This window comes from Acidothermus cellulolyticus 11B (assembly GCF_000015025.1).
GTDB lineage: Bacteria > Actinomycetota > Actinomycetes > Acidothermales > Acidothermaceae > Acidothermus > Acidothermus cellulolyticus.
The window spans coordinates 658,662-682,345 of sequence record NC_008578.1; the positions used below are offsets into that span (position 1 = coordinate 658,662).

The 23,684-nt window shown below is 64.9% G+C and carries 14 protein-coding genes and 1 tRNA gene; 9 read left to right on the forward strand and 6 right to left on the reverse strand.

Translation table 11 applies throughout. The features are described from left to right. The first annotated feature begins 144 nt into the window (after positions 1–144). The 4 genes from ACEL_RS12745 (at position 145) to ACEL_RS03180 (ending at position 11,667) form a co-directional block, all read left to right on the forward strand. Complete coding sequence (locus ACEL_RS12745; RefSeq protein WP_049751359.1) at positions 145–2,427, forward strand: cellulose binding domain-containing protein; 2,283 nt, start codon at positions 145–147, stop codon at positions 2,425–2,427. Between the two features lie 80 nt (positions 2,428–2,507). Next, positions 2,508–5,873: a glycoside hydrolase family 48 protein gene (locus tag ACEL_RS12560; protein WP_011719453.1), complete on the forward strand. Its 3,366-nt coding sequence runs from the start codon at positions 2,508–2,510 to the stop codon at positions 5,871–5,873. A gap of 226 nt (positions 5,874–6,099) precedes the next feature. Next, complete coding sequence (locus ACEL_RS12565) at positions 6,100–10,041, forward strand: cellulose binding domain-containing protein (protein ID WP_148204517.1); 3,942 nt, start codon at positions 6,100–6,102, stop codon at positions 10,039–10,041. Positions 10,042–10,455: 414 nt separating this feature from the next. Further along, positions 10,456–11,667 (forward strand): glycoside hydrolase family 12 protein, encoded by a 1,212-nt coding sequence (locus tag ACEL_RS03180; protein ID WP_011719455.1) that lies wholly within the window; start codon positions 10,456–10,458, stop codon positions 11,665–11,667. A 192-nt stretch (positions 11,668–11,859) separates the two neighbouring features. Here the strand turns inward: ACEL_RS03180 and ACEL_RS11390 are convergent, their stop codons facing one another. After that, positions 11,860–13,413, reverse strand: coding sequence for a GGDEF domain-containing protein (locus tag ACEL_RS11390; RefSeq protein WP_011719456.1), 1,554 nt, complete (start codon positions 13,411–13,413; stop codon positions 11,860–11,862). A gap of 1 nt (position 13,414) precedes the next feature. Further along, positions 13,415–14,491, reverse strand: a complete 1,077-nt coding sequence (locus ACEL_RS03190; protein WP_148204518.1) for a hypothetical protein — start codon at positions 14,489–14,491, stop codon at positions 13,415–13,417. Between the two features lie 277 nt (positions 14,492–14,768). Between ACEL_RS03190 and ACEL_RS11395 the strand changes: the two genes are divergently transcribed. Then, the gene (locus ACEL_RS11395; RefSeq protein ID WP_148204519.1) at positions 14,769–15,776 is read left to right on the forward strand and encodes an FKBP-type peptidyl-prolyl cis-trans isomerase; all 1,008 of its coding nucleotides are present in this window, start codon (positions 14,769–14,771) and stop codon (positions 15,774–15,776) included. A 37-nt stretch (positions 15,777–15,813) separates the two neighbouring features. Here ACEL_RS11395 and ACEL_RS03200 read toward each other — a convergent pair whose 3' ends face one another. After that, positions 15,814–16,182, reverse strand: coding sequence for a DUF488 domain-containing protein (locus ACEL_RS03200; RefSeq protein WP_011719459.1), 369 nt, complete (start codon positions 16,180–16,182; stop codon positions 15,814–15,816). A 120-nt stretch (positions 16,183–16,302) separates the two neighbouring features. On the opposite strand from ACEL_RS03200, the gene ACEL_RS03205 reads away from it, so the two are divergent. Beyond that, on the forward strand, positions 16,303–17,244 hold the full coding sequence (locus tag ACEL_RS03205; protein ID WP_011719460.1) for a ribokinase: 942 nt from the start codon (positions 16,303–16,305) through the stop codon (positions 17,242–17,244). Here ACEL_RS03205 and ACEL_RS03210 read toward each other — a convergent pair. The 3 genes from ACEL_RS03210 to ACEL_RS03225 form a co-directional block, all read right to left on the reverse strand. Further along, positions 17,207–17,614: a (R)-mandelonitrile lyase gene (locus ACEL_RS03210; protein WP_011719461.1), complete on the reverse strand. Its 408-nt coding sequence runs from the start codon at positions 17,612–17,614 to the stop codon at positions 17,207–17,209. The two genes, ACEL_RS03205 and ACEL_RS03210, sit on opposite strands and share 38 nt — an antisense overlap. An 848-nt stretch (positions 17,615–18,462) precedes the next feature. Continuing rightward, positions 18,463–18,534 (reverse strand) — tRNA-Arg (locus tag ACEL_RS03220). A gap of 105 nt (positions 18,535–18,639) precedes the next feature. After that, positions 18,640–19,815 (reverse strand): thiolase family protein, encoded by a 1,176-nt coding sequence (locus tag ACEL_RS03225; protein WP_011719462.1) that lies wholly within the window; start codon positions 19,813–19,815, stop codon positions 18,640–18,642. 147 nt (positions 19,816–19,962) lie between these two features. Between ACEL_RS03225 and ACEL_RS03230 the strand changes: the two genes are divergently transcribed. The 3 genes from ACEL_RS03230 to lysA are packed head-to-tail and all read left to right on the forward strand — an operon-like array spanning position 19,963 to position 23,655. After that, on the forward strand, positions 19,963–20,454 hold the full coding sequence (locus ACEL_RS03230; protein WP_011719463.1) for a response regulator transcription factor: 492 nt from the start codon (positions 19,963–19,965) through the stop codon (positions 20,452–20,454). 46 nt (positions 20,455–20,500) lie between these two features. Beyond that, positions 20,501–22,153 (forward strand): arginine--tRNA ligase, encoded by a 1,653-nt coding sequence (gene argS, locus ACEL_RS03235; RefSeq protein WP_041835320.1) that lies wholly within the window; start codon positions 20,501–20,503, stop codon positions 22,151–22,153. Further along, positions 22,153–23,655, forward strand: coding sequence for a diaminopimelate decarboxylase (lysA, locus tag ACEL_RS03240; protein ID WP_011719465.1), 1,503 nt, complete (start codon positions 22,153–22,155; stop codon positions 23,653–23,655). The genes argS and lysA overlap by 1 nt, the downstream gene beginning before the upstream one ends. The last annotated feature ends 29 nt before the right edge of the window (positions 23,656–23,684 follow it).

The window sequence follows — 23,684 nt, forward strand, 5'->3', positions numbered from 1 at the left end:
ACGACGTGGTGGGGGCCTAGCGGTAGGCCCCCACCACCGAGTGAGGAGTCCGGCGCACTGAAAACAGCCTGAAAACAGCACGGACCTTACCAACGAGGCCATCTCTACATTGCGACCGATTGGACGGAGTCGATGATGGGTCTAGTGCGTCGCCCTGCGCGAGCATTTGTTGCGACCGCGGCCGGCACTGCCGTTGCTGCCGCGGCGACGCTCGGCTCAATCACCATGCCGTCAGCCACGGCAGCGCCGGCGGGATTCGTCACCGCATCCGGCGGTCAGTTCGTTCTGAACGGCCTTCCCTATCGTTACGGGGGAACGAACAACTATTACCTCAGCTATCAGTCGCACGCCGACGTCGATGACGTGTTGGCCAAGGCTCAAGCGATGAATCTTTCTGTCATCCGGACCTGGGGTTTCATCGACATCGGCTCTCTTGACGGCTCCGTGCCCACAATCGATGGCAACAAGAACGGCTTCTACTTTCAGTACTGGGACCCGTCGACCGGCGCTCCGGCGTACAACGACGGGCCGACCGGCTTGCAAGGCCTTGACTACGCGATCGCGAGCGCGGCCGCGCACGGCCTTCGGGTGATTGTCGTCCTCACCAACGACTGGAAAGAATTTGGGGGAATGGATCAATACGACAAGTGGTACGGCCTTCCTTACCACGACAACTTCTACACCGACCCCCGGACCCAGCAGGCGTACAAGAATTGGGTCAATCATCTACTGAACCGGGTCAACAGCATTACCGGCGTGACGTACAAGAACGATCCAACGATCTTTGCTTGGGAACTTGCCAATGAGCCGCGCTGCGTAGGAAGCGGCACATTACCAACCTCGGGCACGTGCACTCAGGCGACCATTGTCAACTGGGTCGATCAAATGTCGGCGTACGTCAAAAGCATAGACCCTAACCATATGGTCTCGGTCGGCGACGAAGGGTTCTACATTGGGTCAACGCAGGGAAGCGGCTGGCCATACAACGACCCGTCCGACGGCGTCGACAACAATGCTCTTCTCCGTGTCAAGAACATTGACTTTGGCACGTATCACCTGTACCCGAATTACTGGGGCCAGAACGCGGACTGGGGAACGCAATGGATCAAGGATCATATTGCGAATGCCGCAGCGATCGGCAAGCCGACCATTCTCGAAGAATTCGGCTGGCAGGACACCGGGACCCGCGATTCCGTCTATCAGACGTGGACCCAGACTGTGCGTACGAACGGTGGAGCAGGCTGGAACTTCTGGATGCTCGCTGGGAATGTCAACGGCCAGCCATATCCGAACTATGACGGCTTCAACGTCTACTACCCAAGTTCAACAGCGACCGTCCTCGCCAGCGAGGCGCTCGCAATCAGTACCGGCACATCGCCTCCGCCGTCGCCGAGCTCGAGTCCATCCTCGTCGCCGTCTCCGTCGCCGTCTCCGTCGGCGTCTCCGTCGGCGTCTCCGTCGGCGTCTTCGTCGCCGAGCCCGTCTCCGTCGTCGTCGCCGGTGTCGGGTGGGGTGAAGGTGCAGTACAAGAACAATGATTCGGCGCCGGGTGATAACCAGATCAAACCGGGTCTCCAGTTGGTGAATACGGGGTCGTCGTCGGTGGATTTGTCGACGGTGACGGTGCGGTACTGGTTCACCCGGGATGGTGGGTCGTCGACACTGGTGTACAACTGTGACTGGGCGGCGATGGGGTGTGGGAATATCCGCGCCTCGTTCGGCTCGGTGAACCCGGCGACGCCGACGGCGGACACCTACCTGCAGTTGTCGTTCACTGGTGGAACGTTGGCCGCTGGTGGGTCGACGGGTGAGATTCAAAACCGGGTGAATAAGAGTGACTGGTCGAACTTTGATGAGACCAATGACTACTCGTATGGGACGAACACCGCCTTCCAGGATTGGACGAAGGTGACGGTGTATGTCAATGGCCGGCTGGTGTGGGGGACTGAACCGTCCGGCACCAGCCCCAGCCCCACACCCAGCCCCAGCCCAACCCCGTCCCCGAGCCCGAGCCCGACCCCAAGCCCCAGCTCCTCCCCATCCCCGTCCCCGAGCCCCAGCCCCAGCCCTACGCCGTCCCCGTCGCCGAGCCCGTCGCCGTCGCCGAGTGTGTCGTCGTCGGGTGTGGGGTGCCGGGCGACGTATGTGGTGAATAGTGATTGGGGTTCTGGGTTTACGGCGACGGTGACGGTGACGAATACCGGGAGCCGGGCGACGAGCGGGTGGACGGTGGCGTGGTCGTTTGGTGGGAATCAGACGGTCACGAACTACTGGAACACTGCGTTGACCCAATCAGGTGCATCGGTGACGGCGACGAACCTGAGCTACAACAACGTGATCCAACCGGGTCAGTCGACCACCTTCGGATTCAACGGAAGTTACTCAGGAACAAACACCGCACCTACACTCACCTGCACGGCTAGTTGAACAAACAAGGAGGAGACAAAGGAATAGATGACTGTGCAGTCGAACTGTCTGGTAACAACGGAAAGGATAGGTCGGTAAATATGCCAGGATTACGACGGCGACTCCGCGCCGGTATCGTCTCGGCGGCGGCGTTGGGGTCGCTGGTTAGCGGGCTCGTTGCCGTCGCACCAGTCGCGCACGCGGCGGTGACTCTCAAAGCGCAGTATAAGAACAATGATTCGGCGCCGAGTGACAACCAGATCAAACCGGGTCTCCAGTTGGTGAATACCGGGTCGTCGTCGGTGGATTTGTCGACGGTGACGGTGCGGTACTGGTTCACCCGGGATGGTGGGTCGTCGACACTGGTGTACAACTGTGACTGGGCGGCGATGGGGTGTGGGAATATCCGCGCCTCGTTCGGCTCGGTGAACCCGGCGACGCCGACGGCGGACACCTACCTGCAGTTGTCGTTCACTGGTGGAACGTTGGCCGCTGGTGGGTCGACGGGTGAGATTCAAAACCGGGTGAATAAGAGTGACTGGTCGAACTTTGATGAGACCAATGACTACTCGTATGGGACGAACACCACCTTCCAGGACTGGACGAAGGTGACGGTGTACGTCAACGGCGTGTTGGTCTGGGGGACCGAACCGTCCGGAGCGACGGCGTCTCCATCCGCGTCGGCGACGCCCAGCCCGTCCAGTTCACCGACCACGAGTCCGAGTTCGTCCCCGTCGCCGAGCAGCAGCCCGACGCCGACACCGAGCAGCTCGTCGCCGCCCCCGTCGTCCAACGACCCGTACATCCAGCGGTTCCTCACGATGTACAACAAGATTCACGACCCAGCGAACGGCTACTTCAGCCCGCAGGGAATTCCCTACCACTCGGTAGAAACGCTCATCGTTGAGGCACCGGACTACGGGCACGAGACAACTTCGGAGGCGTACAGCTTCTGGCTCTGGCTCGAAGCGACGTACGGCGCAGTGACCGGCAACTGGACGCCGTTCAACAACGCCTGGACGACGATGGAAACGTACATGATCCCGCAGCACGCGGACCAGCCGAACAACGCGTCGTACAACCCCAACAGCCCGGCGTCGTACGCTCCGGAAGAGCCGCTGCCCAGCATGTACCCGGTTGCCATCGACAGCAGCGTGCCGGTTGGGCACGACCCGCTCGCCGCCGAATTGCAGTCGACGTACGGCACTCCGGACATTTACGGCATGCACTGGCTGGCCGACGTTGACAACATCTACGGATACGGCGACAGCCCCGGCGGTGGTTGCGAACTCGGTCCTTCCGCTAAGGGCGTCTCCTACATCAACACATTCCAGCGCGGCTCGCAGGAGTCCGTCTGGGAGACGGTCACCCAGCCGACGTGCGACAACGGCAAGTACGGTGGGGCGCACGGCTACGTCGACCTGTTCATCCAGGGTTCGACGCCGCCGCAGTGGAAGTACACCGATGCCCCGGACGCCGACGCCCGTGCCGTCCAGGCTGCGTACTGGGCCTACACCTGGGCATCGGCGCAGGGCAAGGCAAGCGCGATTGCCCCGACGATCGCCAAGGCGGCCAAACTCGGCGACTACCTGCGGTACTCGCTCTTTGACAAGTACTTCAAGCAGGTCGGCAACTGCTACCCGGCCAGCTCCTGCCCTGGAGCAACCGGACGCCAGAGCGAGACCTACCTGATCGGCTGGTACTACGCCTGGGGCGGCTCAAGCCAAGGCTGGGCCTGGCGCATTGGTGACGGCGCCGCGCACTTCGGCTACCAGAATCCGCTTGCCGCGTGGGCGATGTCGAACGTGACACCGCTCATTCCGCTCTCGCCCACGGCAAAGAGCGACTGGGCGGCGAGCTTGCAGCGCCAGCTGGAGTTCTACCAGTGGTTGCAATCCGCGGAAGGAGCCATTGCGGGCGGCGCCACCAACAGCTGGAACGGCAATTACGGGACCCCGCCGGCCGGAGACTCGACCTTCTACGGCATGGCGTACGACTGGGAGCCGGTCTACCACGACCCGCCGAGCAACAACTGGTTCGGCTTCCAGGCGTGGTCCATGGAACGGGTTGCCGAGTACTACTACGTCACCGGCGACCCGAAGGCCAAGGCGCTGCTCGACAAGTGGGTCGCATGGGTGAAGCCGAATGTCACCACCGGTGCCTCATGGTCGATTCCGTCGAATTTGTCCTGGAGCGGCCAACCGGATACCTGGAATCCGAGCAACCCAGGAACGAATGCCAACCTGCACGTGACCATCACGTCGTCCGGGCAGGACGTCGGTGTTGCCGCGGCGCTCGCGAAGACACTCGAGTACTACGCGGCAAAATCCGGCGATACGGCCTCGCGCGACCTCGCGAAGGGATTGCTCGACTCCATCTGGAACAACGACCAGGACAGCCTCGGTGTGAGCACACCGGAGACGCGGACCGACTACTCTCGGTTCACTCAGGTGTACGACCCGACGACTGGTGACGGCCTCTACATCCCGTCGGGTTGGACGGGGACCATGCCCAACGGTGACCAAATCAAGCCGGGTGCGACCTTCCTGAGCATCCGGTCCTGGTACACCAAGGATCCGCAGTGGTCGAAGGTGCAGGCGTACCTCAACGGCGGGCCTGCTCCGACGTTCAACTACCACCGGTTCTGGGCGGAGTCCGACTTCGCGATGGCGAACGCCGATTTTGGCATGCTCTTCCCATCCGGGTCGCCCAGCCCGACCCCGAGCCCGACTCCGACGTCGTCCCCGAGCCCGACTCCGAGCAGCTCGCCGACGCCGTCGCCCAGCCCGTCACCGACCGGCGACACCACGCCGCCGAGCGTGCCGACGGGTCTTCAGGTCACCGGGACAACGACGTCGTCCGTGTCGCTCAGCTGGACCGCGTCCACCGACAACGTCGGCGTCGCGCACTACAACGTGTACCGAAACGGCACGCTGGTGGGTCAGCCGACAGCGACGTCGTTCACGGACACCGGCCTGGCTGCTGGCACGTCGTACACGTACACAGTGGCGGCCGTTGATGCGGCCGGTAACACGTCGGCGCAGAGCTCGCCGGTGACAGCGACGACGGCATCGCCGTCGCCGAGCCCGTCGCCGAGCCCGACTCCGACGTCGTCCCCGAGCCCAACGCCGTCGCCGACACCGTCACCGACGTCCACCAGCGGCGCATCGTGCACTGCTACCTACGTTGTCAATAGCGACTGGGGTAGCGGCTTCACGACAACCGTGACCGTGACGAACACCGGCACCAGGGCCACCAGTGGCTGGACGGTCACGTGGAGCTTTGCCGGTAATCAGACGGTCACCAACTACTGGAACACCGCGCTGACGCAATCCGGAAAGTCGGTGACCGCAAAGAACCTGAGTTACAACAACGTCATCCAACCTGGTCAGTCGACGACCTTTGGATTCAACGGAAGTTACTCAGGAACAAACACCGCGCCGACGCTCAGCTGCACGGCAAGCTGATCTCGGCTCAACCACTAGGGGTAGCGGCCGTCCATCCCCTCGGCGGCCGCTACCCCAACGGGGTACGACCCGTCCGTCGGTGCGGTCCGTCGATCGCTTCGGCCGCGCGTCGTTTGCACGCTGACGGCTGCGACGGCGGGTTCGTAGGAGCCTTGCTGAGCGACGGAGGGCCGGAATGGGTTGTATTCGGTGGCGCACCGAGTGATAACCGCGGAACGCAATCGCCGTGCGCAGCGTCATCGCCGTCCACTCATACGGAGAAGTGATCACGATGGATCGTTCGGAGAACATCCGTCTGACTATGAGATCACGACGATTGGTATCACTGCTCGCCGCCACTGCGTCGTTCGCCGTGGCCGCCGCTCTGGGAGTTCTGCCCATCGCGATAACGGCTTCTCCTGCGCACGCGGCGACGACTCAGCCGTACACCTGGAGCAACGTGGCGATCGGGGGCGGCGGCTTTGTCGACGGGATCGTCTTCAATGAAGGTGCACCGGGAATTCTGTACGTGCGGACGGACATCGGGGGGATGTATCGATGGGATGCCGCCAACGGGCGGTGGATCCCTCTTCTGGATTGGGTGGGATGGAACAATTGGGGGTACAACGGCGTCGTCAGCATTGCGGCAGACCCGATCAATACTAACAAGGTATGGGCCGCCGTCGGAATGTACACCAACAGCTGGGACCCAAACGACGGAGCGATTCTCCGCTCGTCTGATCAGGGCGCAACGTGGCAAATAACGCCCCTGCCGTTCAAGCTTGGCGGCAACATGCCCGGGCGTGGAATGGGCGAGCGGCTTGCGGTGGATCCAAACAATGACAACATTCTGTATTTCGGCGCCCCGAGCGGCAAAGGGCTCTGGAGAAGCACAGATTCCGGCGCGACCTGGTCCCAGATGACGAACTTTCCGGACGTAGGCACGTACATTGCAAATCCCACTGACACGACCGGCTATCAGAGCGATATTCAAGGCGTCGTCTGGGTCGCTTTCGACAAGTCTTCGTCATCGCTCGGGCAAGCGAGTAAGACCATTTTTGTGGGCGTGGCGGATCCCAATAATCCGGTCTTCTGGAGCAGAGACGGCGGCGCGACGTGGCAGGCGGTGCCGGGTGCGCCGACCGGCTTCATCCCGCACAAGGGCGTCTTTGACCCGGTCAACCACGTGCTCTATATTGCCACCAGCAATACGGGTGGTCCGTATGACGGGAGCTCCGGCGACGTCTGGAAATTCTCGGTGACCTCCGGGACATGGACGCGAATCAGCCCGGTACCTTCGACGGACACGGCCAACGACTACTTTGGTTACAGCGGCCTCACTATCGACCGCCAGCACCCGAACACGATAATGGTGGCAACCCAGATATCGTGGTGGCCGGACACCATAATCTTTCGGAGCACCGACGGCGGTGCGACGTGGACGCGGATCTGGGATTGGACGAGTTATCCCAATCGAAGCTTGCGATATGTGCTTGACATTTCGGCGGAGCCTTGGCTGACCTTCGGCGTACAGCCGAATCCTCCCGTACCGAGTCCGAAGCTCGGCTGGATGGATGAAGCGATGGCAATCGATCCGTTCAACTCTGATCGGATGCTCTACGGAACAGGCGCGACGTTGTACGCAACAAATGATCTCACGAAGTGGGACTCCGGCGGCCAGATTCATATCGCGCCGATGGTCAAAGGATTGGAGGAGACGGCGGTAAACGATCTCATCAGCCCGCCGTCTGGCGCCCCGCTCATCAGCGCTCTCGGAGACCTCGGCGGCTTCACCCACGCCGACGTTACTGCCGTGCCATCGACGATCTTCACGTCACCGGTGTTCACGACCGGCACCAGCGTCGACTATGCGGAATTGAATCCGTCGATCATCGTTCGCGCTGGAAGTTTCGATCCATCGAGCCAACCGAACGACAGGCACGTCGCGTTCTCGACAGACGGCGGCAAGAACTGGTTCCAAGGCAGCGAACCTGGCGGGGTGACGACGGGCGGCACCGTCGCCGCATCGGCCGACGGCTCTCGTTTCGTCTGGGCTCCCGGCGATCCCGGTCAGCCTGTGGTGTACGCAGTCGGATTTGGCAACTCCTGGGCTGCTTCGCAAGGTGTTCCCGCCAATGCCCAGATCCGCTCAGACCGGGTGAATCCAAAGACTTTCTATGCCCTATCCAATGGAACCTTCTATCGAAGCACGGACGGCGGCGTGACATTCCAACCGGTCGCGGCCGGTCTTCCGAGCAGCGGTGCCGTCGGTGTCATGTTCCACGCGGTGCCTGGAAAAGAAGGCGATCTGTGGCTCGCTGCATCGAGCGGGCTTTACCACTCAACCAATGGCGGCAGCAGTTGGTCTGCAATCACCGGCGTATCCTCCGCGGTGAACGTGGGATTTGGTAAGTCTGCGCCCGGGTCGTCATACCCAGCCGTCTTTGTCGTCGGCACGATCGGAGGCGTTACGGGGGCGTACCGCTCCGACGACGGTGGGACGACCTGGGTACGGATCAATGATGACCAGCACCAATACGGAAATTGGGGACAAGCAATCACCGGTGACCCGCGAATTTACGGGCGGGTGTACATAGGCACGAACGGCCGTGGAATTGTCTACGGGGACATTGCTGGTGCGCCGTCCGGATCGCCGTCTCCGTCGGTGAGTCCGTCGGCTTCGCCGAGCCTGAGCCCGAGCCCGAGCCCGAGCAGCTCGCCATCGCCGTCGCCGTCACCGAGCTCGAGTCCATCCTCGTCGCCGTCTCCGTCGCCGTCACCATCGCCGAGTCCGTCTCGGTCTCCGTCACCATCGGCGTCGCCGAGCCCGTCTTCGTCACCGAGCCCGTCTTCGTCACCGTCTTCGTCGCCGAGCCCAACGCCGTCGTCGTCGCCGGTGTCGGGTGGGGTGAAGGTGCAGTATAAGAATAATGATTCGGCGCCGGGTGATAATCAGATCAAGCCGGGTTTGCAGGTGGTGAATACCGGGTCGTCGTCGGTGGATTTGTCGACGGTGACGGTGCGGTACTGGTTCACCCGGGATGGTGGCTCGTCGACACTGGTGTACAACTGTGACTGGGCGGCGATCGGGTGTGGGAATATCCGCGCCTCGTTCGGCTCGGTGAACCCGGCGACGCCGACGGCGGACACCTACCTGCAGTTGTCGTTCACTGGTGGAACGTTGGCCGCTGGTGGGTCGACGGGTGAGATTCAAAACCGGGTGAATAAGAGTGACTGGTCGAATTTCACCGAGACGAATGACTACTCGTATGGGACGAACACCGTCTTCCAGGATTGGTCGAAGGTGACGGTGTACGTCAACGGCCGGCTGGTGTGGGGGACTGAACCGTCCGGCACCAGCCCCAGCCCCACACCCAGCCCCAGCCCCACACCATCCCCGAGCCCGAGCCCGAGCCCGGGTGGGGATGTGACGCCGCCGAGTGTGCCGACCGGCGTGGTGGTGACGGGGGTGAGTGGGTCGTCGGTGTCGTTGGCGTGGAATGCGTCGACGGATAACGTGGGGGTGGCGCATTACAACGTGTACCGCAACGGGGTGTTGGTGGGCCAGCCGACGGTGACCTCGTTCACCGACACGGGTTTGGCCGCGGGAACCGCCTACACCTACACGGTGGCCGCGGTGGACGCTGCGGGCAACACCTCCGCCCCATCCACCCCCGTCACCGCCACCACCACGAGTCCCAGCCCCAGCCCCAGCCCGACCCCCAGCCCGACCCCCAGCCCGACCCCCAGCCCCAGCCCCAGCCCCAGCCTCTCCCCGTCCCCGTCGCCGAGCCCGAGCCCGAGCCCGAGCCCGAGCCTCAGCCCGAGCCCGAGCACGTCCCCAAGCCCAAGCCCAAGCCCCACGCCGTCCCCGTCGTCGTCGGGTGTGGGGTGCCGGGCGACGTATGTGGTGAATAGTGATTGGGGTTCTGGGTTTACGGCGACGGTGACGGTGACGAATACCGGGAGCCGGGCGACGAGCGGGTGGACGGTGGCGTGGTCGTTTGGTGGGAATCAGACGGTCACGAACTACTGGAACACCCTGTTGACCCAATCAGGTGCATCGGTGACGGCGACGAACCTGAGCTACAACAACGTGATCCAACCCGGTCAGTCGACCACCTTCGGGTTCAACGCCACCTACGCCGGAACCAACACCCCACCCACCCCCACCTGCACCACCAACTAACCCACCAGGAGGCAGCGGAAAAATCACGGCCGCGCTCGGCTGTCCTGGTGGCCGAGCGTGCGGGAGTCGTCAGACCTTCGCGCATTCCGTGGCGATCGACGGGAGACCGTGCCACGTAAGGCGGTCCTCCACTGATCGCCGGTGACCACACGGTGCTGCGGGAGCGAGAACATTGCTCTGGTCGATAGCCGGTTGTCGGTCGATTGGCGTACGGGCTTCGCCGGACGGTACGAATCGCGCGTCCGTTTGGCTACACCGGATAGGACCATCCGGCTCTTTACGCCTCGTAATGGCATTCTCACACTGAGTTAATAGGAGCAGGTAGGCCGACGCAGGCAAGCTCCTGCAGGCTCCTCGCCGTCCCCGAATGCGACCGGGGCCGGTGTCAGAGGCACCGTCCGAGAGGAGCAGATCATGCTAGTGCTCAGGGCGCCGCGATGGCGAGTGGTCATCACGGCAGCCGCAGTGGGGATCGCGGCCGCCGGAATACTTGTGACAAGTCACTCCGCCTATGGTGCAACGACATCAACGTGTTCACCTACCGCCGTGGTGAGTGTGGCCGGTGACGAATACCGGGTGCAGGCCAATGAGTGGAATTCGTCGGCCCAACAATGCCTCACCATTGACACGTCAACGGGCGCCTGGTCAGTCAGCACGGCGAATTTCAATCTTGCGACCAACGGAGCGCCGGCGACGTATCCGTCGATTTACAAGGGTTGCCACTGGGGCAACTGCACGACAGCCAATGTCGGGATGCCGATTCAGGTCAGCAAGATTGGTTCGGCTGTGACGTCGTGGAGTACGACGCAGGTGTCGTCGGGCGCGTATGACGTGGCCTACGACATTTGGACGAACAGCACCCCGACGACCTCTGGTCAGCCGAATGGCACAGAGGTGATGATTTGGTTGAATTCGCGGGGTGGGGTGCAGCCGTTCGGGTCGCAGACGGCGACGGGTGTGACGGTCGCTGGTCACACGTGGAACGTCTGGCAGGGCCAGCAGACGTCCTGGAAGATTATTTCCTACGTCCTGACCCCTGGTGCGACGTCGATCAGCAATCTGGATTTGAAGGCGATTCTCGCGGACGCTGCTGCGCGCGGCTCGCTCAACACCTCCGATTACCTCATCGATGTTGAGGCCGGGTTTGAGATCTGGCAAGGTGGTCAGGGCCTGGGTAGTAACTCGTTCAGCGTCTCCGTGACGAGCGGCACGTCCAGCCCGACACCGACACCGTCTCCAAGCCCATCCCCGAGCCCCGCGCCCAGCCCGTCCCCGAGCCCGAGCCCAACGCCCACGTCCAGCCCGACATCGTCGTCTGGTGGTGTTGGGTGCAAGGCTGCCTATGCGGTTAGTAATGATTGGGGTTCTGGGTTTACGGCGACGGTGACGGTGACAAATACCGGGAGCCGGGCGACGAGCGGGTGGACGGTGGCGTGGTCGTTTGGTGGGAATCAGACGGTCACGAACTACTGGAACACTGCGTTGACCCAATCAGGTAAGTCGGTGACGGCGACGAACCTGAGCTACAACAACGTGATCCAACCGGGTCAGTCGACCACCTTCGGGTTCAACGCCAACTACACCGGCAGTAACACCCCACCCACACTCACCTGCACCGCCAGCTGACATCGTTGGCGGGACGTTCGAGCCAATACGCTCGAGCAAGGACGACGGACGATGTCCTCCGCGCAGGTAGCGTGAGGTCGACAAGGTGAAACCCGCGAGCGGGGACCCGAAGCGGACCGAGCGGACGGGCATGAGGCACGGGTGACGTCCGCGAGGTGAAACCCGGCGAGCGGGCACATCAAGAATGTGGGGCTATGCGGGTTGTGGGGAGCCAGGCAGGACCTGGCTCCCCACTCCCGCGAGAGTGACCCGGTTGCGGCCGGCTGATTTCGATTGATAGAGGGCGGCGTCGGCAGCCGAAAGAATGTGATCCGGTGATCCGCCATGCAGGGGGAAGGTCGCGACCCCGAGGCTCACCGTAACGCGCGGTTCGGCGTCAAGACCGAAAATTCGGCGGCGAAGATTCTCCGCTGCGGTGGCAGCGCCGGCGAGATCGGTGTCCGGCAGCACAACGACGAATTCCTCCCCGCCGTACCGGGCGACGAGGTCAGAGCTCCGGCACCCCTGCTGGAGTGCGCGGGCAACCCGCTGGAGCGTCTGGTCGCCGACTTGATGTCCGAACGTGTCATTGATGTGCTTGAAATGGTCGATGTCGACCATGACGACGGATATCGGTTGTGCCGCCCGACTCGCTTGAGCGAACATCCGGTCGAGATTCTCTTCGAGAGTACGCCGATTCGCTACTCCGGTGAGCATGTCAGTCGCGGCAAGCAATGTGATCTGCTCGAGCAGCCAGCTGTTGGCCAGCGCGAGCGCTGTTTGCGACGCGTAACGTTCCAGCATTGCGACGACGCGCCGGTCAACCCGCGAACCGAAACGGGCATTGTGCTCGGCCACCAGTACGCCGTCCACGTTGTTGCCGGCTGACATGGGGACGAGGAGGAGGCGCTGGGCCCCGGGAAAGCTGGCCGCAAGCCATCGATCCCGGTGTCGGTCGATATGCCCCAGCCGCCACGTCCGCCGTTCGCGGCGAACCGATTGAATAGAGCGGTCTTCCGCGGGTGACAGTCGGTTCGGTGTCGTCTTGACCGAGGCCAGGATGACGTCGCCCGGGCCGCTCTTGACGACGATTGCCGCTCGAGGTGCGAGAAAGTCGTCGTGCACCGCTTCGACAAGCACGCGACCGACGTCGGCGGGATGGAGAGCTTCCTCCAAGCGCTGAGAAAGTCGAGCCAGCCCAAGAAGATCGTAGTTGCGGCGGCGCAACTCGCGTTCGTTCACGGAGGCGAACGCGGCGGTCGCCAGCGTGACCAGCCATACCGCGGCGACGAAAGCGCCCACCTCCGCCCCGGTCGAGTGGTGCGGAGAATGGAGCACCCCCGCCCTCAGGTATTGATAGACGACGAAGGCAAGCAGGGAATGCCAGACCGCGATTTTCAAGCCGGTGCGAAAGGATGCCAGCAGCGTAACCGTTACGGCGTGCACCAGAACGAGGGTGACCTGGGGAGACACGTATCCGGTTGTGGCATAGCTGGTGATCGCCAGATATATCCCGTCGATGACGAGCGACGCGCTGAAGACCGTGAGTATCGTTCGCCGTGACAGTCGTGCGGCGTACGCGGTCGGCGCTGTCACCGCGAGATATCCGGCCGTGAATCCCGCGAGCGAGACAAGCGGCAGGCCTCGATATTGCGGGACGGCGTACCACAGCAGCACCATCACCACACCGAGGCCATACCGACACAGCTGGGTAGTCCGGAGCCGTTCGCTGAGCGGCACCAAGTCGATGTCCTGTGTTCGTGCCATGTCAGTGTTCCTCTCCCGGAGCGCCGTGTTCCTCTCCCGGAGCGCAGTCGTCGAACGGCAGTGTTTCGTCCCGGTAGACCGGCGCTAAGGCAAGCTTCGGATCACGCCTATCAATGCGGTGTTGGAGAAGGAGGAAGAGCAGCGGAATGGGCGTGACAAAAAGGGTCCACGATATTCCTTTTGCGGTCGGCAACGCGGTGGGTGCGAGCGCGTGAAACACCGTCCGGGCGAGGTTTCCCAGCCGGTTTGCAAAGCTCGGCGGCCCGGACGGCGGCGGATTTGTCAGCGGAACGTGTAACACCTGCCGGGGTTTCCGGTGCGGTGACGGCGTGGGGGCGGCCGATGGTGCGGGGCTCGCCGGTGGGGTGCTCGATGCGGAGCTCCTCGGCGGAGCGGAGACGTCGTTGAAGGCCGGACCGCCCGGCGATGTCGTCGTGGGAGAACCGCCCGGCGTTCTCATCGTCGGGGGTTGGGTGGCGGACGGCGTTTGCGCTGGTGTGGGGCTGGGGGACGGCGATGCGGTCACGGTGGGGGACGGGCTTGGAGATGGGCTCGGGCTCGGCGGCAGCTGATCGGCGGTCGTGAGCGCAAACGTGAGGCTTGCCGTGGCGGTAAGCCCTTGCGCGCGGTTGTCATCGACGAGGGTGACCTGGATTTCGACGCTTGCGGAACCGCTCGGCGGCGGCATCGAGCCAAGGCTGAGCTGAGTCGACAGATCGCCATGCTGAGCGGCGAGGTCGGCGAGAGTACCGGCGTAGCGCACCGTACCGGAAAATCCCGTGCACGATCCGAAACCGCCTCCAGAGCCGACGGCTATCGTCACATTCAGGAATGACGCGAGATTTCCGCTCGCCGCTGCGGTCATGCCGAGATCTGCCGGCGTGGTGAGGTTGGCGTAATCGAGGCGGAGGCAGTTCGTTTGAGTCGCGCCCGGTGCGAGGTTCGTGAGGGCCGGAAAGAGCGGGCCGGACGCATCGCTGGTCAGGGTCGGATCGGCGGCGCTCGCCGGGTATGCGGAGCCGATCCCCACTGCCGCGCAGCAAAGGACGGCGGCCACCGTCTGGACGGTCGCCGCCACGCCGCGTCGTACGGTTAGCGGCACCATCCCTCCCGGTCCATCGATCCGCGCGCCGCTACTCGCCGGATCTATCGGCGGGTGTGGTTGCGAACTGAGGGCCCCGAGTCGGTGATCACGGCAGCGGGTGGTTGCCGCTGCCGGTCCGGCCTCGCTGACCAATCCACGGCGCGGCCGTGATTCGATACCATGCCGGTGTCGCCTCCGTTCGGCACGCGACGCCTTCTCCGGTCCGGAAAGTCGGCAGCCTGTGATACATCGCGGCACGATTCTGCTACCCGTGACATTGGTCGCTTTGCTGGCGGCGTGCACCGGACACGCAGCGCCAAACCGGCCGTCGCCGGCGTCGTCCCGCACCGCATCCATGCCGCCGACCGCAACGGTTCCCGCCGCACCGGCGTCGGAATCCCCGTTGCTCGTCAGCGGGATCCCGGGAATTTCGGTGGACGCCGGTTTCGAGACTGAGCCGCAGATTCACGTGGACAGCGCGACACCGCCGCCCACCCGCACCGAAGTTGTCGTCGTGCGTCGCGGTCCCGGCGTCCTGCTCCAGCAGGGTGACCTGGCGGTGGTGGACGACGTCGGCCGGACCTGGCGGAGCAGTGCGATGTACGAGAACACCTATTACCTCGGCCAGGCTCCGCATGTCTTCCCGGTGGGGACGACACCGTTGGCGCTACCGGGGTTGGTTCATGCCCTGGAGGGAATTCCGGTCGGGAGCCGGGTCCTCGTCGTCGTTCCGCCCAGTCAGGGTTTTGGGGTCAGTGCAAGCCGACCGCAAGGCGTTTCGGCTGCTGATACCGCTGTCGTGGTGTTCGACATCATCGGCGGTTACCGCGGGGACGCCGGACCGCAGGGCAGCGTCGTTTCGCACGGTGGCGGTCAGCTGCCCAGCGTTTCATGGTCGGATGTGCACAGTGCGCCGCACGTGCACATTCCGGAGGCCGCGCCGCCGCAGCAGCGGCGTGTCGTCACGCTGGTCAAAGGCAATGGCCCGGCCCTCCAGCAAGGAAATCTCGCGATCGTGCAGTATCTTGCCGAGACGTGGAGTGGGCAGCTGGTGGGTTCCTCCTGGGACCGGCCGTTGCCGGTACCGCTGCCGATAGGGACTGGAGCGCTTCTTCCCGGACTCGACCAAGGACTCGTCGGAGTCACGGTCGGCAGTAGGGTCCTCATCGTTGTTCCGCCCGCTGAAGGACTGAGCGCCAGCGGAGCGCCGTCAGCTGGAGTTCCCCGAAGCGAGACGCTGGTCTTCGTCGTCGACGTTCTCGGTGCGTACAACACCTGATCGACGCCGCAGCAGCGGCGGCCACATTGACCGGTGATTAACGGCCGGCTCGCTGCGTCTTTTTGCGGAGATAATCGCGGAGGACGACGGCGTTGTTGTGTGTCTCGTCGCGGGCCGAATAGAGGAGGACGACGTCGTGGGTTCGTGCGGCCTCGAGGAGCGGACGCCAGGACTCCGGGTGAGCGTCGAGTTCCGCGATATAGCGGCGGCGGAATTCCTCCCATTTCGCAGGGTCGTGGCCGAACCATTGCCGGAGTTCGGGGCTCGGGGCGACGTCCTTGAGCCACCCATCGAGGGCGAGGTCTTCTTTGCGGACGCCGCGGGGCCAGAGCCGTTCGACGAGGTACCGCTTCTCGTGTGCGTGAGGCGCGTCGTCGTAGCTGCGACGCGCGGTGATGGTGCCCATTGCGACGGCAATTGTACGCGTCGTCGTGCTCGGTGGAGTCGTGCGCGTTTCGGGTAGCGTGCTGTTGGCGGCCAGCGGTGGTCGCGGCGGCTGCTGGAAGGACCTTTGGGTGCGTGGTGAATGGGGGCGCCGGTGGCAGGGCGGGTCATCGTCGTTGGTTCGATCAACCGGGATATCGTGGCCCGCGTTGGTCGGTTACCGAGCCCTGGCGAGACCGTTCCCGGGTGGGATCTTGAATTTCTTCCGGGCGGTAAGGGGGCGAATCAAGCGGTCGCTGCAGCCCGGGCTGGTGGGCGCGTGTGTTTCGTCGGCGCGGTCGGTGCGGATGAGGCCGGCGTCCAGAACGTCACAATGCTCCGTGCCGAGGGAATCGACACCCGTGAGATACGGGTCGTCGACGGCGTCCCGTCAGGCACCGCGGTTATCTTTGTCGCTGACACCGGGGAGAACGAAATCGTCATTATCGGCGGCGCCAATACACACGTCACCGGAGCGGCGGTGCGGGAGGCGCTGCAGCGAATTAACGTGACGCACCAGGACGTTATCCTCACCAATTTCGAAATCCCCGATGACGCCGTGGACGCCGCCGTCGAGTACGGCGGCGCCGCCCGATGCCGGCTTATCGTCAATCCGGCGCCGGCACGGCCGCTCACCACCGCGCTGTGGAACGGACGAGCAATTCTCACGCCCAACCGGGTGGAGAGCCTGGTCCTCACCGGATTAGACGACGTTCACGCGGCGGCGCGGTCGCTTACGGAGCAGACGCGGGCACCCGTCGTCGTCACGCTCGGCAGCGATGGTGCGTTGCTGGCCGACATCGACGGCGACACGCATATTGCGGCGCGGCAGGTGCCCGTGGTCGATACGACCGGCGCAGGTGACGTATTCGTCGGCGTGCTGGCTGCCGAAGTCGCGGCCGACGTTCCCTTACGGTCGGCGGTGCGACGTGCCGTTGTCGCCGCGAGCCTTTCGGTGTCCCGTCCCGGGGCGCGCGCAGCGCCGAGCCTGGCGGAACTCGACGCCGCTATGACCGCCGGGGAGCCAGATACTCCTCGTCGGTGACGTGGTCCGCCCACTCGACCTCCGCCCTGCCGTCACCGGGGACCTCGGTGATCGACAGGTGGCTCATGAAGTTCTCCGGCGTCGCCCCATGCCAGTGCCAGTGATCCGGCGGTGTGTAGACGACGTCCCCGGCGCGCATTTCCGTGACGGCTTCGCCGCGGGTCTGCACCCAGCCCTTGCCCTCTAGGACATACAACGTCTGGCCGACCGGATGGCGGTGCCAGGCCGTGCGGGCGGACGGGGTGAAGCGCACGACACTGACCCGCAGCCGCGACGGCCCCTCACCGCGCGCGATCGTGTCGACGTAGACGTCGCCGGTGAATGTTTCCGCGGGACCCTTGCTCGTCGGTGGGTGCGCTGGTCCGGTCATCAGTTTCTCCCAGGTGAGACGGTCTTGCTCGTGGCTTCTCCGGCCATTGCTATCAGCTTCTCCCGCCCGATGCCGGCCGATGCCCCGGGGGTCGCCGTGGGGGCGGGTGGCCGCGGCGGGGACGGAGATGCTGCCAGCGGAGTAGTAGACGCCGTCAGAACCGATGAGCAGGTGACACGAGTTGACGTGCGCCTCACTCGTGGATAGTCACATCACCCGTCCTCGGGTCGACTTCGGCCACCAGCTGCACCACCCCGCTCACGGTATCTAGGAAGGCAGCTGCTTCGCCGTACGCCGGGATAGTTACACCAACTCCATTGTCGTCCACCTCTACGCCGGTTAAATCGCAGACGCGATGACTGATCGTGACCTGCACTTTGGTGATTGTGACGTGACTGCCGGGGTGGCCGCATGCGGTGCGGAAGGCAGCAGGGATAGACGGACTGCCGCTCACTGACGCGCCATGTGATCTGCAATCGGTCGTCGCGGTAATGGCACTTCCAACGATGAGCATTAATAGGGCACGCACCGTGCGCTCAACTCATTGTGCCCTTGTGTAATTGGACGTCCTCTGTACGGTGGTGGTTGTTTCTCAACCGCAATCGTGTGGGGACTCGCATGGGCGGGTACGGCGGCGATTAGCGCTGTGGCTGTTCCGCCAGACGAGGCCGGCTCGGCGTAGGGGTTGGGGTAGAAGCCGTATTCCCTGGAAACGTTTCGATTGTGTACGCCGGCGGGACCAGGTCGGCGACTACGGCGGTGTCGTCGCAATGCGGCCAAGACCTGCACCAAGCCGGTATCCGGCGGCCGCGTATGTCTTGTGAGCTCTGGACGCGGCTCCTGGACCGTGCCCCCGGCAGGATTCGAACCTGCGCCCCTGCCTCCGGAGGGCAGTGCTCTCTCCCCTGAGCTACGGGGGCCACGCCGCGGCGCGACACCTATCCGGATACCTGTGAGTGTCGCTCTCCGCGTCGCGAGAGTGAGCCTACCAGCGCCCGCCGAGCCCTTGGCCGGGCAGATCGCTGTCACACCGCTTCGAGCACGACGGCGAGTCCCTGACCGACGCCGATGCAGATGGCCGCCAAGCCGTATCCGCGGCCGCGGGCGTGGAGGGCGTGCGCCAGGTGACCGACGATCCGCGCCCCGGAACAGCCGAGCGGATGGCCGATGGCGATCGCTCCACCGTGCACGTTGACGATCGACGGGTCGAGGTCCGGCCACTCCGCCAGGCAGGCCAGCACCTGCGCGGCAAAGGCCTCATTGACTTCGACCACGTCGAGGTCACTCCACCGGAGGCCGGCCCGGCGCAACGCGGTTTCAGCAGCCTCGACCGGTCCGACACCAAAGAGTTGCGGTTCGACAGCCGCCAGGCCGCGCGACACGATACGGGCCAACGGCTCGCGGCCAGCGATCGTCGCGCCACGCTCGTCACCAAGCAGGAGTGCCGCCGCTCCGTCACTGAGCGGGGAGGCATTGCCCGCCGTGATCGTTCCGTTGGCATGGAACGCCGGTTTCAATGTCGCCAGAATCTCGACCGACGTCTGCGGCCGAATGCCCTCATCCCGGGTCAGGTCCACACCGGGCACCGTCACGATTTCCGCGTCAAATACGCCGGCTTCCCACGCGGCATGGGCCTTGTGATGGCTGGCGGCGGCAAACGCATCCTGGGCCTCACGGGTGATCTGGTATTTCGCGGCGAGTTCTTCGGTCGCTTCGCCGAGCGACACCGTCCATGCCGTCGGCATCGCCGGATTCGTCATTCGCCAACCCAGCGTCGTGGAGAACAGCGTTTCGTGCGTGGCGGGAAAAGCGCGCGACGGTTTCGGCAGCACCCATGGCGCGCGACTCATCGACTCAACCCCGCCGGCGATCACCAACGATGCGTCGCCGACCGTGATCGCACGGTCTCCCGCGATGACTGCTTCCATGCCGGAGCCGCAGAGCCGGTTCAGCGTCACTCCGGGCGTGCTGGTCGGCAACCCGGCCAGCAGGGCCGCCATGCGCGCCACGTTTCGGTTGTCCTCACCGGCGCCGTTCGCATCCCCAAAGAGCACGTCGTCGATCGCCGCCGGATCGAGGGTGGGAGCGCGGCCGACCAGGGCGCGGACGACGTGCGCCGCCAAGTCATCCGGGCGGACGCCCGAGAGAGCGCCGCCGTACCGACCGATCGGCGTACGGACCGCGTCGAGAATGAACGTCATCTTCCGCCTCTGGCGATCCCGGCGAGCAGTGGGCGGATCCTGCCGACGGGCGAACCGGGGCGAGGGGTCGGCGGTTCGTGAGCGGACAGGCACCCACGGGTGTTGTCCACTAGGCTACGCAGGGTGGGGAGGGAGCCGCGGCGGATATTGATCGTCGACGATGACGAAGCGATCCGCCGGCTCATGCGAGTCAATCTCGAACTTGAGGGGTTCCAGGTCGACGAGGCGCCGGACGGCGAACGCTGCCTGGCCGCGATCCACCAGCTGCGACCCGATCTCGTCGTCCTTGACGTGGCCATGCCGGGAATCGACGGCCTGTCGGTTGCGCGAACGCTCCGAGCCGATCCCGCCGTCGCAGAGGTAAAGATTCTCATGGTGTCGGCCCTGGCCCGATCCGAGGACGTCGAGCGAGGCCGGCTCGCCGGTGCCGATGCCTACCTCACCAAACCGTTCGAACCCGACGCCTTCGTCCAGCTGATCCGTACTTTGCTGGCCGCTGACCGCCCGGCGGACGACGCGACGGATCCCGAACGCCACACTGACGCGACGGATCCCGGCCGCCACACCGGCGCGGCGAGTGCCGAACCCCGCCCGGCGGACGCCGCCGCGGATCCCGAACGCCACACCGCGGCCGGGTGACCTCCTCGGTGTGCCGGCGAGGCGGCGCTGCGGTAGCCTCGCGCCCGTGACCCCAGCAGACCTTGCCGATGCGATTCGCCGGGCAATCCGCGCCGCGGTGGACGCCGACCAACTGCGCGTCGACGTCCCCGCCGAGGTGCTCGTCGAACGGCCCAAGCGCAAGGAATTCGGGGATTACGCCACCAACGTCGCCCTGCAACTCGCCAAGTCCGCCGGACGCCCGCCGCGTGACGTCGCCGCGATCCTGGCCGAGCAGCTTGCCGCGCAGCCAGGTATTGCCGCGGTCGACGTTGCCGGGCCCGGTTTTCTCAATATCCGGCTGGCCGCCGGTGCGCAGGGTGACATCGCCCGGCAAATCGTCGAAGCGGGACCACGGTACGGAACGAGCACCACCCTGCGCGGTCAGCGCATCAACGTGGAATTCGTCTCCGCCAACCCGACCGGGCCGCTGCATCTGGGGCACACCCGGTGGGCGGCTGTCGGCGATGCCCTCGCCCGGGTCCTCCAGGCCGCAGGCGCGGAGGTGACGCGGGAGTTCTACATCAACGACCGCGGCGCCCAAATGGAAAAATTCGGCGCGTCGCTCGCCGCCGCGGCCGTCGGTGAGCCGATCCCGGACGACGGCTACCACGGCCGGTACATTCACGACTTGGCCAAAGAAATCGCCGGTGAGCATCCCGAATTCCTCGACCTGCCCCCGGACGAGCGGGCAGCCGCGTTCCGTGACGAGGGGTATCGCCGGCAACTGGAGCGGCAGCGGCGGGCCTTGGAACATTTCCGGGTGCATTTCGACGTATGGTTCTCCGAACGGGTGCTGCACGAATCCGGGGCGGTGGAGGCGGCGCTCGACGAACTCCGCCGTCAAGGGCATGTCTACGAAGCTGACGGCGCGGTATGGCTGCGCACCACGGATTTCGGCGACGACCGCGACCGTGTGCTCGTGCGCAGCAACGGTGAGAAGACCTATTTCGCCGCGGACGCCGCGTATTACCTCGACAAGCGGCGGCGTGGTTTTGACACCTGCCTCTACCTTCTCGGCGCGGACCATCATGGGTACGTCGCGCGACTCAAGGCGATCGCAGCCTGCGCCGGCGACGACCCGGAGAGAACCCTCGAGGTTCTCATCGGGCAGCTGGTGAAAATCCTCAAAGGCGGGGAAGAGGTCCGCCTCTCCAAGCGCGCCGGGGAAATCGTCACGCTCGAGGATGTCGTCGACCTCGCCGGTGTGGACGCCGTCCGGTACTCCCTTGCCCGGTATCCGGCCGACTCACCGCTCACCCTCGACGTCGACCTCATCACCCGGCAGACCAACGACAATCCGGTGTTCTACGTCCAGTACGTCGCCGCCCGCACTGCCTCGGTCTCCCGGCACGCCCGGGACCTCGGCATCGACCGCGGCGCCTTTGACCCGACCCTGCTCGGCCACGACCGGGAAATTGATTTGCTGGGAGCGCTCGCGGAATTTCCCCGCATCGTCGCATCCGCGGCCGAGCTTCGCGAACCGCACCGGATCGCGCGCTACCTCGAAGAGCTCGCCGGCACCTATCACCGGTTCTACGACGCGTGCCGGATTCTGCCGGTCGGCGATGAACAACCGACACCGCTCACCCACGCCCGCCTCTGGCTCAACGACGCGACCCGCATCGTCATCGCCAACGGCTTGGAATTACTCGGCGTCGAGGCACCGGAGCGGATGTAATGCGCGCCCACGAAGCCGGTGCCCTGCACGCAGAAGTCGCCGAACCGCCCGCGCTCCCGCTGCGGCCGCCGGCGGACCTCGACTCTCTCGCCCCGCACGTGTGGCCGGCAACCGCGCGCCGCGGGCCGGACGGCGAAATCCGCGTCGGCGGCGTTGACCTGCGCGCGGTGGCCGCCGAATTCGGCACGCCGTGCTATGTCATCGACGAGACGGATTTCCGGTCCCGCTGCCGGCGTTGGCGGACCGCCTTCGAGGGCGCCACGGTGTACTACGCCGCCAAGGCGTTGCTCACGCTCGGCATCGCCCGGTGGGTGGCTGACGAGCAGCTCGGTCTCGACGTCTGCACCGGTGACGAATTGGCGGTGGCGCTGCGGGCCGGCGTGGATCCGGCGCGGATCGTCTTCCACGGCAACAACAAGTCGGACGCCGAATTGCGGACCGCGCTGCAGGCCGGTGTCGGGCGGATCGTCATCGACGCGTTCGCCGAACTCCGCCGCCTTGCCGCGCTCGGGGCCGAACTCGGTGTCCGGCCGGATGTCCTCATCCGCGTCACGGTCGGCGTCGAAGCGCACACGCACGAGTTCATCGCGACTGCGCATGAAGACCAGAAATTCGGGTTCTCCCTTGCCGGCGGACAGGCCCTTGCGGCTGTCACCGAGGCGCTGGGCGCGACGAGCCTCCGCCTTGTCGGATTGCATTCGCACATCGGTTCGCAGATTTTCGACACCGCCGGCTTTGAGGTCGCCGCCCATCGGGTCGTCGGATTGCTCCGCACCATTCGTGACCAGCACGGCATCGAATTGCCGGAATTGAATCTTGGCGGCGGGGTGGGCGTTGCGTACACGGCCGACGACGACCCCGTGGACGTCGCGGAATTTGCCGCGCAGGTGCGGGCCATCGTCGAACGGGAATGCGCGGCCGCCGGCCTTGCCGTGCCGCGGTTGGCCGTTGAGCCGGGACGGGCGATCGCCGGCCCGCCGGTGCTCACCGTGTACCGGGTCGGCACCGTCAAACCCGTCGATCTCGGCGGGGGATTCGTTCGCACGTACGTCTCGGTGGACGGCGGAATGAGCGACAACATTCGCGCCGCCCTCTATGACGCGGCGTACACCTGCGCGCTCGCCAATCGCCGAGCGGCCGGCGAACCGATTCTCGCCCGGGTCGTCGGCAAGCACTGCGAGGCGGGTGACATCGTCGTCCGCGACACCTTCGTGTCCGCCGACATTCAGGACGGCGACCTGCTCGCCGTCCCGGTCACCGGCGCATACTGCCGTTCGCTGGCGAGCAACTACAACTACCTGGGCCGTCCGCCGCTGGTCGCGGTCCGCGACGGCAGAGCCCGCCTGCTCGTCCGCCGGGAGACCATCGACGACCTGCTCCGCCTCGACCTTGGGGACGATCTCAACCGCGGCGAATGCACGGCAAGCGAAGATACGCCGCCCGACACCCGAACACACGACCGTGCCGGAGTGCGAAGCGGCGCAGCCGAACCGGCAGAATGAGCCGGAGAAGACCACCCCGCGTCCCCACG

What these genes read in the sequence shown, in the direction of transcription:
- ACEL_RS12560 (WP_011719453.1), top strand. Translation starts at nt 2,508, where the DNA reads ATGCCAGGATTACGACGGCGACTCCGCGCCGGTATCGTCTCGGCGGCG.
- ACEL_RS03180 (WP_011719455.1), top strand. Translation starts at nt 10,456, where the DNA reads ATGCTAGTGCTCAGGGCGCCGCGATGGCGAGTGGTCATCACGGCAGCC.
- ACEL_RS11390 (WP_011719456.1), bottom strand. Translation starts at nt 13,413, where the DNA reads ATGGCACGAACACAGGACATCGACTTGGTGCCGCTCAGCGAACGGCTC.
- ACEL_RS03200 (WP_011719459.1), bottom strand. Translation starts at nt 16,182, where the DNA reads ATGGGCACCATCACCGCGCGTCGCAGCTACGACGACGCGCCTCACGCA.
- ACEL_RS03205 (WP_011719460.1), top strand. Translation starts at nt 16,303, where the DNA reads ATGGGGGCGCCGGTGGCAGGGCGGGTCATCGTCGTTGGTTCGATCAAC.
- ACEL_RS03210 (WP_011719461.1), bottom strand. Translation starts at nt 17,614, where the DNA reads ATGACCGGACCAGCGCACCCACCGACGAGCAAGGGTCCCGCGGAAACA.
- ACEL_RS03225 (WP_011719462.1), bottom strand. Translation starts at nt 19,815, where the DNA reads ATGACGTTCATTCTCGACGCGGTCCGTACGCCGATCGGTCGGTACGGC.
- lysA (WP_011719465.1), top strand. Translation starts at nt 22,153, where the DNA reads ATGCGCGCCCACGAAGCCGGTGCCCTGCACGCAGAAGTCGCCGAACCG.